This is a genomic window from Rubidibacter lacunae KORDI 51-2 (assembly GCF_000473895.1).
GTDB classification, from domain to species: Bacteria; Cyanobacteriota; Cyanobacteriia; order Cyanobacteriales; family Rubidibacteraceae; genus Rubidibacter; species Rubidibacter lacunae.
The window spans coordinates 1-14,628 of record NZ_ASSJ01000079.1 but is presented as its reverse complement, the minus strand read 5'-3'; the positions used below and the strand labels follow the sequence as shown (position 1 = coordinate 14,628).

Below are 14,628 nucleotides of genomic sequence, written 5' to 3'. Positions count from 1 at the left end.
TTTATGCGCCATCAGATAACTGGGCGAGCGGATACTGAAGACCATCACGGTCGCCGATCGAGCGATGAGGTGCCGGCCGATGCGCGATGTAACTCCTGCTCCCGATCTAACGCGTTGCTTAGCTCGACCCACTGGCGAACGCTTACGGCTTCGGCGCGCGCTTGCGGGTGAATTGCTAATTCTTTCAGCAATTGCATCAGGCGATCGCTGCCGATGCAAGCTTTCAAATTATTTCGTAACATTTTGCGCCGGCTCGCAAAGCCTAGCGCAACTAGCGTTGCCAGCTGCTTTGGGTTGACTGCCGCGATTGCAAATGGGCGCGGCATCAGTCGCACGATCGCCGAATCGACCTTGGGTGGGGGAGAGAATGCGCGTGCGGGAACGGGGGCGACGATCTCGCAGTCAGCCAAGTACTGCACGCGCACCGATAGCGCGCCGTAAGTTTTGGATCCCGGCCGAGCACAGAGGCGATCGCCGATTTCCTTTTGGACCAAAAGCACGATGCGCTCGTATGCGTCTGTTGGCGCTGCAATCGTGCCCAGCAAGGTTTCGAGAATCGGTCCGGTGATGTTGTACGGAATGTTGGCGACGACCTTATTCGGTGCGGCAAAGCGATCTCGACCGGTTAACAACGTGGCTAGATCGAGCCGTAATACATCACCTTCCAGCAGCAAGAGCGTGTCCGCATCGCCAAAGGTCCGGCACAAGTAACGACACAAGTCGCGGTCGATTTCCACTGCGGTCACTGCCGCGCCCGCTGCCAATAACCGTCGCGTTAGCGCACCTCGGCCGGGCCCGATTTCTAATACGCGATCGCTCGTTTGTATGTCCGCTGCCGCCACTATCTCGTTCAGGGCGCGATCGCTCCGCAGCCAGTGCTGCGCGAAACGCTTACGCGGTCTCATCCGCCGATGCCCAAGCGACCGGCCAAACTAGGACTGAGCGGAATCAGGGCGGCCAGCATCAGAAATAGCGCTAATAGCCCTAATGCCGCCCGAGCATCGTCCGGTTCCGTCAGCTCGTTAAGGCTCGGACGCTCCAAATTGCGCTGCAAGAACAAAATGAGCACGCCCCAGTACAGCGGAATTGGATTGCCCGGATTAAAGACCGCCACAATCCCCAGCACGATCAGCGTCGCTACCGTGGTGCGTCGCGCTGTCTTACGGCCGTAGATCGCTTGCACAATGCGCCCGCCATCAAGCTGGCCCGCCGGAAGCAAGTTTAGCGACGCGATCGCCAGACCCAACCAGCCCACAACCGTCAGCGGGTGAATGTCGACGATCGAGGTCTGCAACTGTTCGCCCAGCACCACCCGCGCTAGAGAACCTACTAATACCGAGCTTTTGAAGAATTCCGTCGGCAACTGATAAGCACTCCCCGGATGCGAGAGGACCAGCCCCATCACGACCATCAATAAAGACAACAACCCACCTGCTGCCGGTCCCGCAATTGCTACGTCGAACAGCACGCTGCGCGTGGGGACTAACGACTCCAAGCGAGTAATCGCACCGAAAGCTCCGATTTGAAAGCTCGGGATAAAAAACGGCCAGCTCAGTTTCAATCCGTGGCGCTTTGCCATCCAGAAATGCCCGAGCTCGTGCGCTACCAGAATTGCCCACAGCCCCAATACCAAAGGCAAGATCTCGCCGTAGCGGTGGGGGGTCGTGAAGAAGTCGAAGCCGACGAGCAGTCCAAACGCCTCGCAGCTGGTCGCAATTGCCGCGATCGCCAATGCGAGGACCAGTCCTTTCTGCCAGACGGTTAACGATCGCGGATCGTTGGTGCTGGGCAACACGATCGCAACCGGTCGGTTTTCCGGACTTTCCACCAAGAACAAACGATATTTCTCGCCCAAGCGATCGCGCAGTTTGTCGACAAGCTGTTGGTAAGCCACGTCAGGGTCGCTGCGCAAGTTGCCTTTAAAAATCGCCCCGTCCTGATAGGGAATCGTTTCCGTTGCAAAAAATGTGTCGATACCAAATATCCCTTGAACTGCTTTCAAATCCTCGTTGGGAATTGGCGTAGCGGATTCGCCATCGTCAGTGGCATCGGTTGGTATTGTCTGTTCGGTATCGGTACGTACGCTCGCGTCATCGGTCTCGATAACCTGCAAGCGCCGGGCGGCTCGTTCGCGTAGAATCGCTTCCTGCCCTTCGGCTCGCAGACGACGGCCTAGGTAGATGTAGGCCCCAGTAGAGGCGATGAGTAGAAATAAAATTGCAACTAAGTTTAAATAAATTCCGGCAGCAAACAACCCAAAAAATAGCAGCCACGGAGCCATTAATAAGACTGACTGAAGCCATGCCAAGATACCCAGTTTCCCGTAGGGTCGCGCGCGCTGGAAGCCCCATGCTGAAATCCCTACAGCGATGGTGGCGATCGCAGCGACCAACAGTGTCTCGGTGTTTTCAGCCATAAGTGTGTGGGGCGATTTCGGTCGGATTGATATTTAATGTGGCACCGTTGCAGGCAGGTTCCAAGCCAAGATTTAGCAACCGATTGTTGGATCGGTTGCGATACAAAAGCAAGCTAACCTATCCGCAACGCTAAGCAAATTATATCGCGGGCGATTACCGCAGCCCCGCGCGGGATTTAGCTGCCCGATTTTGAGCCAACGCCCGCAGCCGCAAGTGCTATTCGCAGATTGCCGTTATGCTCGTCCAACAAGCACTCGCCTGCGACGGCATCCAGACCGCTCCAGTGCATCAGTAACGCGAGCTTGACGCGCAGCTGGCTGCGTTCCAGTAAATCGGCAGCTGCCGCTCGATCGCAGCCAGTGAGGTCGCCTACGATGCGGTGGGCGCGATCGCGCAGCTTACTGTTGGTTACCGCCACGTCTACCATGCGGTTGCCGTAGGTCTTCCCGAGCTGGACCATCGCGCCGGTTGAGAGGATGTTCAGCGCCATTTTAGTTGCGGTGCCGGCTTTCAGGCGCGTGGACCCTGCGAGCACTTCGGGACCGACAAGCAGGCGAATGTCGATATCGACGGCGGCCGGAACGTCAGCTGCCGGTACGCAGGCAATAAAAATTGTCGTAGCCCCGAGCTGACGCGCGCCCTGCAGCGCGCCGCGTACGTAGGGTGTTGTCCCGCCCGCGCTAATACCCGCTACCACATCGACCTCGCAGACCTCGCGCTCGCGCACTGCTGCCGCACCATCTTCAGCACGGTCTTCCAGGGCTTCGGAACTGCGGACGAGTGCGGCTTCACCACCAGCGATAATGCCTTGCACCAGCTCTGGGGGCGTGCAGAATGTCGGCGGACATTCGGCTGCATCCAGGACGCCCAAGCGTCCGCTCGTACCTGCACCTACGTAAAACAATCGGCCGCCCTTAACCAAAGCAGATGCGATCGCCGCGATCGCATCTGCCAGTTCTTGCCGAACGGCACGAACGGCCGCGATCGTTTTTTCGTCCTCGCGATTGCACAATTCAACAAATGCGAGGGGGCTGAGACAGTCTAGTTCAGTGCTGTTGGGGTTGGCTTGCTCCGTCAGTAGATTTCCCCGCGATTCGCTATCCTGCATGACTGCCCGCTTGTAGTTGCTTGTATCGATATCAACAGCACTCGATCGCTCAGCTCCGACACATTAGTGCCGATAGCAAGACATCATCTCGCAAAACTTAAGACATACCGCAAAAAGAGGATTGCTGTCGCGTTACTTGCCGATGGCACGTGCTGTTGTGGTAACGACCGCAGCTATCCAAACGTAAACCAGAGGTATGATAGCGTTCCCCAACCGAGCATCATGCGGATAGAGGGCATAGTACTGCAGTAGCTTGTGGTTAACGACAGTCCAGAGCCATCTTGTTTTCTTGGAGCATTTCTTGGAGTCCAGTACCGATTGAGGTTCGTCGAGTTCTCCAATCTCGGCTGCAGGGGTATCGTCGGTTGGGAGGTCCGGCCAGGCTGCAGCGCACTGACGAACCCAGTCGATGACAGGGTTATGGAAGACCCCGTTACAGCACTCGATGCTGCGGCAGCCCCGGCCACCGAGATAACGCTGCAGGTAGTCCGGACGGACCTCGGGAGATGCCCCGCGGGTGGTTAAACTCGCTGGCTTAGCGGTTGCGGTCTTTGCATTGATGGTTTTGCTTATAGCGGCGATGTCCGTTCTTGCGAATACGTTCGGAGTGGGAGTCTGGGCAATTTAACTCTGATGCCTTCGCAATGGTGGTTCGAGTGCTTCATCCCTCCATGGTGCAACGCCCAAGGTTTTCTTGAACCCAAACTTCTTGGTCAAAGCAGCCGATTTCGAGATCGTGCTGCACACCTGGAACCTTTTCAGGAGTGGGTTACGGCTGTTCGGTATCTTAGCTGCGCAGCGTTACATCAAACGCAGACACTAGGGCATCGCGGACCTGTTGCAGCAGCGGTTCTACGTCCTCATCGGTCAGCGTGCGATCGGGCGCGCGGTAGACCAAACTAAATGCCAAGCTGCGATTCTCTTCTGGGACGTGCTCGCCGCGATACTCGTCGAACACTTCTACATTTTCGAGCAGCGTACCGCCTGCTTTCCTCATGACTCGTATAAAACAGTTCACCGGCAGTTCCAACGGCGCGAAAAACGCGATGTCGCGGGCGACTGCTGGATACAGCGAGTAGGGCTGCAAACAAGGTCGCAACCGATCTTCCCGCGTTAGCGCTGCTTGTAGCAAGGACAATTCCCACGAGAAGGCATAGGTTGCAGCCGGCAGGTCGCGATCGCGTTGCAGCTGCGGATGCAGCTGCCCGAAAATCCCCAGCTGTTCCCCTTCAAGCCATAGCGACGCTGTCCGACCGGGATGCAGCCGATCCCCCGCATCTGGCACGGCGCGATATTCCACGTGCAGTCCCAAGCGCGCGATCGCAGTTTCTAGCAGGCCTTTGGCCTCGAACCAGCTCAGGGGCTCGGAACGCCCGCCCGCCGCCCAACGCCCCAGCGGCGCGCGATCGCCGCCGAGAATTCCAGCTACCACCTCGGTCTCGTGCAAGTCGTCTGCTTCTTGCCAGAAGCACCGCCCGATCTCAAAGCCGTTGAGTGCGCCATTGCCTCGCGCCCAGTTAGCTGCAAAGGCATCGATCAATCCCGACAATAATTCCGTGCGTAACGCCGAATACTCCGCGAACAGCGGATTTGCGAGCGTCACTTCTTCACCGCACGGTTTGACCAGTGAATAATGTACGAGTTCGGTCAGCCCGACTGCCCGCAGAGCCTCGCGCACCTGCAGTGTTGCCCGTTGTGCGGGTGCGTATCCACCGGAGGTGGTGCGGTCGGGGAGTTCGTTAAGGAAGCGATCGTAACCGTAGAGCCGCGCGATTTCTTCGATCAAATCGATTTCGCGCTCTAGGTCCCGGTAGCGGTAGGGCGGCACCGTGACCTTCCACACGATGCCCGTTGTCTCGGCCGTACCGCCGAACTTCTGTAGCGTGCAGCCCAACGCCTTAAGAATGCGCTCTACATCCTCGGATTCGATCTGCCCCACGCTACCGTCGTCGGTTTGCACCGGGCCCAATAAGGCATTGACTCGATTTAACCGCAATTCCACTAACCGGCTCCACTGAGACGGCTCCAGACGCGTGTCAGCTGCGGCCTGGTCCACTACCGTCCCGCCGGCTAGCTCTACCAGAAGCCCGATCGCCCGCTGACAGGCACGATTCAGCTCGGCCTGGTTGACTCCGCGCTCGTAACGCGACGACGCTTCTGTCCGCAGCCCCTGTACTCGAGCCGAGCGACGAATCGCGACCGGCTCGAACAACGCTGCCTCCAACATCAAACTCGTCGTCCCGTCATTAACTTCTGTCGTTTCGCCGCCCATGATGCCCGCCAGCGCGACGGGTACGTCATTGGCGGCGATCAGCAAATTCTGTGGCTGAAGCTCGCGCGCTTGTCCGTCCAGCGTCACCAGCGACTCGCCAGCCCGCGCCAGCCGTACCCCGATCGCCACCGAGGCATCGCCGGCAACGGCTTGGAGGCGATCGCGATCGAAGGCATGCAACGGTTGCCCCCATTCCATCAAGACGTAGTTCGTGACATCGACAACGTTGTTGATCGGTCGCACGCCCGCCGCCTGCAAGCGCCACTGCATCCACAGGGGCGACGGCGCGATTGTTACGCCCGCGATCGTCGTGCCGATGTAAGCCGGGCATGCGTCGGTATCGGCCAGCACTATGCTCAGGGTCTCGCCAGCTTGGCTTGCATCGATTGCTTCGCTGGGAGCTGAGGGCAGTCGCAGCGGCGCACCTGTCAGTGCGGCCACCTCCCGTGCAATACCAACGACACTCAGCGCATCGGCTCGATTCGCCGTTGTCGTAAGGTCCAGCACTACGTCGTCGAGTCCCAAGAGCGGGCGAACGTCGCTGCCGGGGTGTAGGGTTTCACTCCCGGACTCGCCCTCGCTTGCGAAGATGTGGATACCGTCCGAGCTCTGCTCCACCCCCAATTCCGTTAGCGAGCAAATCATACCCTCCGAACGCACGCCGCGCAGCTTTGTCGGCTTGAGCTTGAGGTCGATCGCCGGTAGATACACGCCCGGCACGGCTACGGGTACGAATGCTCCGGCGCGAACGTTGGCGGCACCGCAGACGATCGTTGCTGGCGCATCTGAGCCCACATCTACCGAGCACACGCTAAGTTTGTCGGCATTGGGGTGGCGATCGCGCGACAAGACCTTCCCGACAACAACACCTGCTGCAAGCTGTCGGCGATCGTCAATGTCCTCTACTTCAAAACCGGCCAGCGTTAGAGTTTCTCCTAACTCTTGAGGTGACAGCTTTACGTCGACGAACTCTTGCAACCAGTTAAGAGAAATCCGCATCTGCCCTGTAATGCCCGATATTGCTCGGTTCTCATTCTACCGTTCGTCCCCCGCTGACTCGACCGGCAAAATGGGGAATGCTTTAAATCGGATCTAACCCGCGGGAAAGTCTCCGCAATCTCGGCCCCGCTCAGACTGGACTTAAATGGGAATGGTGCTGACTTGTGGAGACTCAAATCTGCGCGACCTATTCCAGGAAAGGAATTTAGGCGTTTGAGTAGATGTCCTCCTGACTCGTTGAACGCGTACCTGCACGGTCGTGAGCCAATCCCCACCCTTGGTTTGCTGTTGAGCCGAGGTTAATGGAGTATTGTTGCCGTGTTCTCAACCCCTTTTGCACCCGGGACTTTGGCTTAAGTCAATTCCATTTGACCGAGACAGTATCGCAAACTGCAAACGTCGGGAGAAAGTAAGGTATTCTTTGAAGGAGTTCACCTTCTCAATGCATTGTGGAACGCCACAGGTTACTTAGGTAACGCATCCACTAGGGTCGGAAGTAACTATTCCACAGCGCGATCGCCGACTCAGTTGGCAGACCTTATCCCAACCTCCCGTTTCAGTGCCGACAAGCGGGTACCGGGCAGATTTGATGCCGGAACAGTATCGTCGGTGAATTGCATGAGCTACTGCCCGAACCCGGACTGTCCTCAACCGCAGAATCCCATCGACGTGGATGCATGCCAGAGTTGTGGAACTGAACTCGTTCTCAATGGACGCTATCGCATCGGTCGGTCGATTGGACAAGGCGGGTTCGGTGCGACGTTCATTGCAACAGATGTGTCACTTCCAGGCGAGCCAGCTTGCGTGATCAAGCAGCTGCGTCCGTCGGCAACGTCCCCCAGCTTTATGTCTATGGCTCGCGAGCTGTTTGAACGCGAGGCTCAGACGCTCGGCCGACTCGGCAGCCACCCGCACATCCCGCGCCTGCTCGATTATTTCGAAGATTCGGAGCAATTCTACCTCGTGCAGGAATATGTAAGTGGCAACAACCTGCAGGAGGAAGTCAAGAGGAACGGTCCATTTACAGAGGCGGACCTCAAGGAATTCCTCAGCGAAATCTTACCGATGCTGCAGTTCGTTCATTCGCAACAGGTGATTCATCGCGATATCAAGCCTGCGAACATCATCCGTCGGGAACTCGACCGCAAACTAGTGCTGATCGACTTTGGTGCGGTTAAAAATCAGGTTAATGCCGCGATGGCAGCGATGACATCCGACCAAACTGCTCTAACGTCATTTGCCGTTGGTACGCCGGGGTTTGCCCCAGCCGAACAGATGGCGATGCGTCCGGTCTATGCCAGCGATATCTATAGCTTGGGCGTGACCTGTATTTATCTGTTGACCGGCCGCAATCCTAAAGATCTCGACTACGACCCCACGACCGGCGTGCTCAACTGGGAGCAACACGTCAACATCAGCGATCGCCTTAAAGTTGTGCTGCGCAACATGATGGAAATCGCCGTACGCGATCGCTATCAGTCGGCGAACGAAACCCTAAAGGCACTCGCACTCGAGTCCTATATGGACGGGCTATCGCGCGGGCTGGTCCAGCAGCCGATTAACGATAGCGGCAGCGGCGATGATGATGCCCTCCGGCCTGGCGACAAACTCAAGCAATACGTTTCGCCGCAAGCGCTTAAACTCGCTCAGACAATTCGCGAGCAGCGCGCCCGCCGCGACCTGAGCGGGATAGGCACTTGGAGTGGCGGTCGGCGCAGCGATGAAGACCGCACCGGGATTGCAACGGCACTATACGGCGGCAGCCCGATCCCGTGGAATGAAGGCGGTATGGTGCGGGTGAAAAAACTCACTGCTCGCGAGGTACGCGATGCATACGAAGGCGGCCGGCGCGACTTCTCCGAGCAGAATATGACCCAAATCGACTTGCAGACGATCGCGTTGCCCGGAGCGCGGTTTCACGAAGCGAAACTGGCTCGGGCGAACTTCCGCAAGTCCGATCTCAACCGCGCGGACTTTGGCAAAGCCGACCTCCGTTACGCGAACTTCCGCGATGCATTATTGAACGGTGCTTATCTCAGTTACGCCAACCTTGAAAATGCCGACCTGCGAGGTGCCAACCTGTCTGCGGTAAATTTTATGCAGGCAAACTTGCAGGGGGCAAATCTCTGTGGTGCCAACCTGACGAATGCGGTCATTAGTGACGCGCAGCTCGAACAAGCTAAAGTCAACTGGGCGACGACACGCCCGGACGGGAAGCGCGCCATTTGGTAGATTCGGTCGGCATTGCCGAAACTATGTGTGCTGGCCCGTTGCAGATTGCATCGCAAGCGACAATCCCGGTCGTGCACTGAACTCGTCTTTTCCATGTCAGGCGATCGCACTGTTGGCTAGCAAACTTGTAAATAGCGCGCGTCCGTGGTTGTTCCCAAGGATCGGGTCCGAAGCACGTTCTGGATGGGGCATCATGCCGAGTACGTTCCCGGCACGATTGGTAATGCCGGCAATGTTGTGGCAAGAGCCGTTATGGTTGCCGCTCGCATCGAGCTTGCCGACAGGCGTACAGTAACGCAGCAGGACGCGCCCTTCATCTTCAAGGGCTTGAAGTGTCTCGGCGTCAGCGTAGTAACGGCCTTCACCGTGAGCAATAGGCAGCTCGATGACCTGTCCGGAACGATAGGCGCGAGTCCAGGGCGAACGATCGCTCTCTACGCGGATGGATACGCGATCGCAGATGAAGTGCCGATCGCGATTGCGTACGAGTGCGCCGGGTAGCAACCCGGCTTCAGTTAGCACTTGGAAGCCGTTGCAAATACCGAGAACGAACTTGCCGCGCTCGGCATGCTCGATCACGCGGTTCATGACCGGGGAAAAACGCGCGATTGCGCCGCAGCGCAAATAATCGCCGTAACTGAAGCCACCTGGGATGACAATCGCGTCGAGGTCGTCGACATCGATCTCTTGATGCCAAATCGCTCGCGTCGGCTGACCGAGCAGGTCGCGAAGTACATAAATCGCATCGCGATCGCAATTCGAACCGGGGAAGACAATGACTCCAAACTTCACGCAACCTCCTTCTACTTAGCTTGTTCGGTCGTCTGTCGGACGATGGCGATCGGATCGCCGGCATTCTTTGAAATGAGAATCTCGGAGCCACTGACGTGCATCGAGACCTTACGACCGTCGTATTTCATACCGCCACCAGACAGATCGAGATAGGTCACCTCGGCACGCTCGCGGCGTTCGATGACAGCTGTCGGCGAATCGGTGGCAAAGTAGGTAGAGATTGTGTCCTCGGTCGTTTAGTCGTTGCAGGCGAACGCCTCCGATCCAGTAGGCAGCAGCTGCCACTTGGCTTGCAAATCCGCCGCCCGCAATTTGTAGTCGCTTACGCCACACGTGCGGGCGTCGGCGGACTTCCAGCAGTCGATGCGGCCGAAGAGCCAACCGCGTTGCTTGGCAGCAAGTTAGCTCCATCGGACTCTGGCGCAGCGGCGAGCGGGGCACTAAAGGTTTCGTCGATTTGGCGGTCGAGAGTAGCGCAGGCATCATCGGTGCAAATAAGCTCCTCGACTGTGCTGCTTGCACCCGGCAGTCGAAGGAGTGCTCTGCCGCATAAGAGGATTTAACGACTGCCAAGGGAACCAGTCTCAGTCCGGCTGCTGGCCAGCAGTACGACAACTGGCGCGGGCGGGGGCTATTGGTGCGGGCGGGCGGAATGTCATAGGGGAGAACTCGCTTGCGAGGGCGGGGGAGCAAACGTCGAGCGGTCGCTACAGGCGAGCGAGTTACCGTGGGGACAGCGCAGGGGATTCGCCCTCTGCATCAGCCGGCGTAATGGCATCGAGCTCGAAGCGGTAATTCTCGATTGCTGGATTGGCTAGCAGGCGATCGCAGATTTGGTCTAGCTGAGATCGCGCGGTAACATCGTCCTTGGCTTGCAGCTGTAGCTCGACATATTTGCCAATCCGGACGCTGGAAACGCTATCGTAACCGAGCCCGTGCAAACCCGACTCTACAGCCGCGCCAGCTGGGTCGAGGACGGAGGGGCGGAGGGTAACGTAAACGCGCGCTCGGTAGTCTTGTCGTGCCACGGCCGTTTGCCTCGCTCTACTATGCAAAAAGACGGATGGGAACCCAACACACGTTCTTCGCCCCCTAGTCTAGCCCGAGTCCGCACCCCTCCCCATCTGGGTGCGCGCGCGAATCCACCGACTTCAACCCCGACTGCGCGTCCAGGTTTCTGCCGATCTCACTCGCTTGCTGCTATTGTCCAGTGCCTGCCAATGAAAAGTCGCCGTACCCCTTCTCAAAAGCGCGTGCTCAAATTGCTGCATGCCAGCACGCGCGCGCTCTCAGCGCAGGAAATCTTCTCGAAGCTGCGCAAGCAACAATTAGCTACGGGGTTGGCAACAGTTTATCGCGCCCTCGACGCGCTCAAACTCTCAGGAGAGGTACACGTGCGCATGCAGACCAATGGCGAGTCGCTCTATACGGCTGCACATGATGACACGCACCATTTAACCTGCCTAAATTGCGGCAAGTCCGTAACGATCGCAGAATGCCCGGTCCACGCACTCGAAGCTCAGCTGCAAGCCTCCCATCAGTTCCAAGTCTTCTATCACAACCTAGAATTCTTCGGTTTGTGCGATCGGTGCCAGTCCTAGACATTGCGATCGCGCCAGCTCGGTCGTTAGTCCCGACCCAACGCGCGAGCGCGCTCGTATGCCGAACGCACGGCTCGAATCAACGCCGACCGAAACCCCGCGCGCTCGAGTTCGGCGACTGCGGCGATCGTCGTCCCCCCCGGACTCGATACCCGGTCTTTCAACTGCCCTGGATGCAGCCCGGTTTCTGCGAGCTGCTTTGCAGTCCCGAGTACCGTTTGCACGGCCAGTTGCTGAGCGATCGCGCGGGGCAATCCCGCTGCCACGCCACCATCTGCCAGCGCCTCGATCGCGATTGCAACGTAGGCGGGTCCGGAACCCGACACGCCCGTGACGGCATCTAGGAGTACTTCCGGTACTTCTACAACCTCACCGACGGCCGAAAAAATTGTCCGCGCGATCGCCACGTGGTCGGACTGAACGAGGCTGCCCGGCGCGATCGAGGTAATGCTTGCTCCGACAATGGCGTTGGTATTGGGCATCGCACGTACGACCGGACAGCCCGGCAAAGCTGCTTCCAGTCGCTCCAGCGGCGTTCCTGCCAGGATTGAGAGCACGAGCGGCGTTGCAGCCGGAGCATCGGCATTCGATTCACCCAGAGTTAACTCTGCGACGACCCGCGCAAAAACCTGCGGCTTTACTGCCATCAATACGATGTCCGATTTACACCAAAGCTGGCGATTATCGGTCGTGGTCGAGACGTGATAAAGCTGATGCAAGTGCTGGCGCCGCTCTATTGATGGATCGCTGACTAAAATACGATCCGGTTCGTAAACTCCAAGCGCAAGCAAGCGGGATAAAAGCGCTTCGCCCATTACCCCGCCGCCAACGATTCCGAAAATTGTCGCCACGATTTCTATACAGTCGGTCTATACGTTCGGTTCGAACTTCAAAGAAGTTGCCTCCTGCAAGGATTGCCGGATTCGATTGCCGCTACGTAGCGTGCCATCCGAGCTCGATCGGTGCAAGAGGCTAAACTCACATGCAACAGACATTATTGGGCGATGGAGTGCGCCTCGGAAGCCCAAGCAGATGTGGGCGGACCGGCTAAAGGCGAGCGCGTCGGATCGCGCTGCAGAGGTGGTGCAACTTCATGAACGACACCCGTCTGAGTCGTCACCTGAACGCAGTTCGGCGTGAACAAAAAGATGCTTTCGCCAACGCGCTCTTGGTGACCGTCGATCGCATAAGTCGCTCCGGCTACGAAGTCGACCGCGCGCTGAGCTTCCTCGGGATCCATCATCGTCAGGTTCAGCACGACGGACTTCCGCTCGCGCAGCGCCTGAATCACTTGCGGCATCTTTTCAAACGAGCGCGGCTCGATCACGATCACTTCAAACATGCTGGCATTAACGCCCGGCATCCCGATGACATTACTGCGCGAGGCAGCAACACTGGCAGCAGCCCGACTGGACTCGGAACTGGTAGCGCGCTCGCGCAAGCGACGACGACTCGAACGGTCTTCTACATCCATAGCAGGCGCAGTTTCCTCGGAATAAGCAGCGTAATCGTTACCGTCAGATTCGGCATAGTCGTAATCGTAGTCTTCGGCCTCATTGAGACCCACAAAATCCTTGAGCTTAGTAAAAACAGTGTTCACGTTTCGGTCTCCCTCTCGACTGCTAATTGGCATCAGGGCACTTGTCGTCTGCGTTGACGAATATCCGCACCACAAAGTTCGCGACACAGGTCTTTTTTAGTAACTCTTCTCTACCGCGTCGCACCTCTAACATCGAAACGCCGAAATATTCTCATAAACCTGCGGACAAAACTAGAGTGGCCAAAGGCTTAAGGTGCATGCGGATCGTGCGTTTAGGCATTATGTTAACCGTATCTTGCATGCCCAGCGCATCTGCACCATAAATAAACATTACGAATGATGCGTACTGGATACAGTTCGGCACATGGGTTCGCGATCGCTGTAATTGCTGTCTTAACATGCCGAAGAAATCGGTACTTATGTTCTTATTTTCAAGATCTTATTAAGGTGCGGAGTCTCTACCCGTGCGGTGTCCTGGTGCGCGTGCGCTCGCAGCGCCAACCGCGAGAGCGGGCAGTTACACCAGATAAGAACAATCGAACTACAAAACGGTTTGGGTGCCTCGAAAAAGCCGGATTGAGGTGTACCGGCGTCTGAAATGCCCGTGCCGTTGGTCCGATCTTCGGTCTTAGGCGAATTAATCGAGGTGCTCTTTTGCAATGAGCATTGTCAACTAAGCGTTGTGCTTCAGAAGACTGAATTTTTGGGTGTGAATGCCGCCTCGGTCTGATATCTACTCAACTGCGTTCGTTCCTGTCAAATTCCGCCCACTTTCACATCGTTGGCTCGTGACCTTCCTCCCGGTATTCTGCTGAGCTCAGCTCGTGCTGATAAGTGGACATGACCTCCTATAGGTTTGAAGGCTAAATAGAAGGTTGGCTTGACCTGGAGATTGCAAAGGATCCACCCCACTTTCCCTCACTGCGTTGCTTGGTGCAGGTTATCCGCTCGGTTGTTCTAGTCCTTGTGGTGTTTGGGCTCTCCTCCTTCGGGCTGCTGCTGCTTCGCTGCACCGTAGCTCTTGAGTTTGGCCGTGACGAGCACTCGAAGAGGATGCCCCTGACTGACTGGTCGAAAACCTGAAAGCGATACACTGCTGGCATTATCAGCATACTGAAGGGAGTCGCCGGCCTCTGCAAGCATATTTACACCACCCTATTATTTCACCGGCAAATCTTTGCCGGGTTATCCCTCATTGGCTACTTCCGGAAGTGAATAGTTTAAATGAGAGATTTTAGTTCGAGTGGGCTCGGACATCATATAAACAGAGGGAGAACAGAATATAAAACAGAGGGAGGACAGAGCGACTTTTTATGCTCTCCATAAATTAACTGAAGAGGGATGAAAACTCGATCTGGTTCTAAGGCGGAAGCAGTCGGATCGATGCCACGCCGATCGACCCACTTTACGGAGCAGAAGTTTTTCTGGCTGGTTTTGGCACTGCAACGGCAATGGGTTGCCCGATCTCTTGTTCTGCACCGCCGTCAACAGCGACAACAGTATCCGAGCGCTCAACTGGACGCGATGTTCGGCGCTACGGCACTCCCCAATCTTTCGCCGTTCTGGGAAGCCTCACCTAATCGCGATCGCAGCGGTGAGGCTCGGCTTGGTATAGCTTCGCGCCACAACCTAAACCTCCGCCAATTGCTTCACGCATCAATACTCGC

12 protein-coding genes are annotated in these 14,628 nt (G+C 57.1%); 3 read left to right on the top strand and 9 right to left on the bottom strand.

The window, feature by feature from the left end; genetic code table 11:
• Nucleotides 1-44 precede the first annotated feature (44 nt).
• The 4 genes from rsmA to pheT form a co-directional block, all read right to left on the bottom strand.
• Complete coding sequence (rsmA, locus tag KR51_RS14145; RefSeq protein WP_022608741.1) at nt 45-905, bottom strand: 16S rRNA (adenine(1518)-N(6)/adenine(1519)-N(6))-dimethyltransferase RsmA; 861 nt, start codon at nt 903-905, stop codon at nt 45-47.
• Nucleotides 902-2,416, bottom strand: a complete 1,515-nt coding sequence (locus KR51_RS14140; protein WP_022608739.1) for a site-2 protease family protein — start codon at nt 2,414-2,416, stop codon at nt 902-904. Before KR51_RS14140 ends, rsmA begins: the two co-directional genes overlap by 4 nt.
• A 176-nt stretch (nt 2,417-2,592) precedes the next feature.
• The gene (murQ, locus tag KR51_RS14135) at nt 2,593-3,525 is read right to left on the bottom strand and encodes an N-acetylmuramic acid 6-phosphate etherase (protein ID WP_022608738.1); all 933 of its coding nucleotides are present in this window, start codon (nt 3,523-3,525) and stop codon (nt 2,593-2,595) included.
• Nucleotides 3,526-4,312: 787 nt separating this feature from the next.
• Complete coding sequence (pheT, locus tag KR51_RS14130) at nt 4,313-6,796, bottom strand: phenylalanine--tRNA ligase subunit beta (protein WP_022608737.1); 2,484 nt, start codon at nt 6,794-6,796, stop codon at nt 4,313-4,315.
• A gap of 618 nt (nt 6,797-7,414) precedes the next feature.
• Between pheT and KR51_RS14125 the strand changes: the two genes are divergently transcribed.
• A complete protein-coding gene (locus KR51_RS14125) occupies nt 7,415-9,028 on the top strand; it encodes a serine/threonine-protein kinase (RefSeq protein ID WP_022608735.1) in 1,614 nt (537 codons plus the stop codon).
• A 96-nt stretch (nt 9,029-9,124) separates the two neighbouring features.
• Here KR51_RS14125 and purQ read toward each other — a convergent pair whose 3' ends face one another.
• The 3 genes from purQ to purS form a co-directional block, all read right to left on the bottom strand.
• On the bottom strand, nt 9,125-9,820 hold the full coding sequence (purQ, locus tag KR51_RS14120) for a phosphoribosylformylglycinamidine synthase subunit PurQ (protein ID WP_022608734.1): 696 nt from the start codon (nt 9,818-9,820) through the stop codon (nt 9,125-9,127).
• A gap of 11 nt (nt 9,821-9,831) precedes the next feature.
• Nucleotides 9,832-9,978: a hypothetical protein gene (locus KR51_RS19865; RefSeq protein WP_156915129.1), complete on the bottom strand. Its 147-nt coding sequence runs from the start codon at nt 9,976-9,978 to the stop codon at nt 9,832-9,834.
• A 564-nt stretch (nt 9,979-10,542) separates the two neighbouring features.
• Nucleotides 10,543-10,848 (bottom strand): phosphoribosylformylglycinamidine synthase subunit PurS, encoded by a 306-nt coding sequence (gene purS / locus KR51_RS14115; protein WP_022608733.1) that lies wholly within the window; start codon nt 10,846-10,848, stop codon nt 10,543-10,545.
• 192 nt (nt 10,849-11,040) lie between these two features.
• Here purS and KR51_RS14110 point away from each other — a divergent pair, with 192 nt between their 5' ends.
• A complete protein-coding gene (locus tag KR51_RS14110) occupies nt 11,041-11,421 on the top strand; it encodes a Fur family transcriptional regulator (protein WP_022608732.1) in 381 nt (126 codons plus the stop codon).
• 26 nt (nt 11,422-11,447) lie between these two features.
• On the opposite strand, the gene proC is transcribed toward KR51_RS14110, so the two are convergent.
• Nucleotides 11,448-12,272 (bottom strand): pyrroline-5-carboxylate reductase, encoded by an 825-nt coding sequence (gene proC, locus KR51_RS14105; RefSeq protein ID WP_022608731.1) that lies wholly within the window; start codon nt 12,270-12,272, stop codon nt 11,448-11,450.
• 143 nt (nt 12,273-12,415) lie between these two features.
• Complete coding sequence (locus KR51_RS14100; protein ID WP_022608730.1) at nt 12,416-13,021, bottom strand: cell division protein SepF; 606 nt, start codon at nt 13,019-13,021, stop codon at nt 12,416-12,418.
• A 1,323-nt stretch (nt 13,022-14,344) separates the two neighbouring features.
• Here KR51_RS14100 and KR51_RS20320 point away from each other — a divergent pair.
• The coding region (locus KR51_RS20320) for a hypothetical protein (RefSeq protein WP_022608728.1) at nt 14,345-14,628 on the top strand (284 nt) is incomplete at its 3' end.

Excerpts from the sequence above, each read along its gene's own strand:
- rsmA (WP_022608741.1), bottom strand. The coding sequence starts at position 905 with ATGAGACCGCGTAAGCGTTTCGCGCAGCACTGGCTGCGGAGCGATCGC.
- KR51_RS14140 (WP_022608739.1), bottom strand. The coding sequence starts at position 2,416 with ATGGCTGAAAACACCGAGACACTGTTGGTCGCTGCGATCGCCACCATC.
- murQ (WP_022608738.1), bottom strand. The coding sequence starts at position 3,525 with ATGCAGGATAGCGAATCGCGGGGAAATCTACTGACGGAGCAAGCCAAC.
- pheT (WP_022608737.1), bottom strand. The coding sequence starts at position 6,796 with ATGCGGATTTCTCTTAACTGGTTGCAAGAGTTCGTCGACGTAAAGCTG.
- KR51_RS14125 (WP_022608735.1), top strand. The coding sequence starts at position 7,415 with ATGAGCTACTGCCCGAACCCGGACTGTCCTCAACCGCAGAATCCCATC.
- KR51_RS14110 (WP_022608732.1), top strand. The coding sequence starts at position 11,041 with ATGAAAAGTCGCCGTACCCCTTCTCAAAAGCGCGTGCTCAAATTGCTG.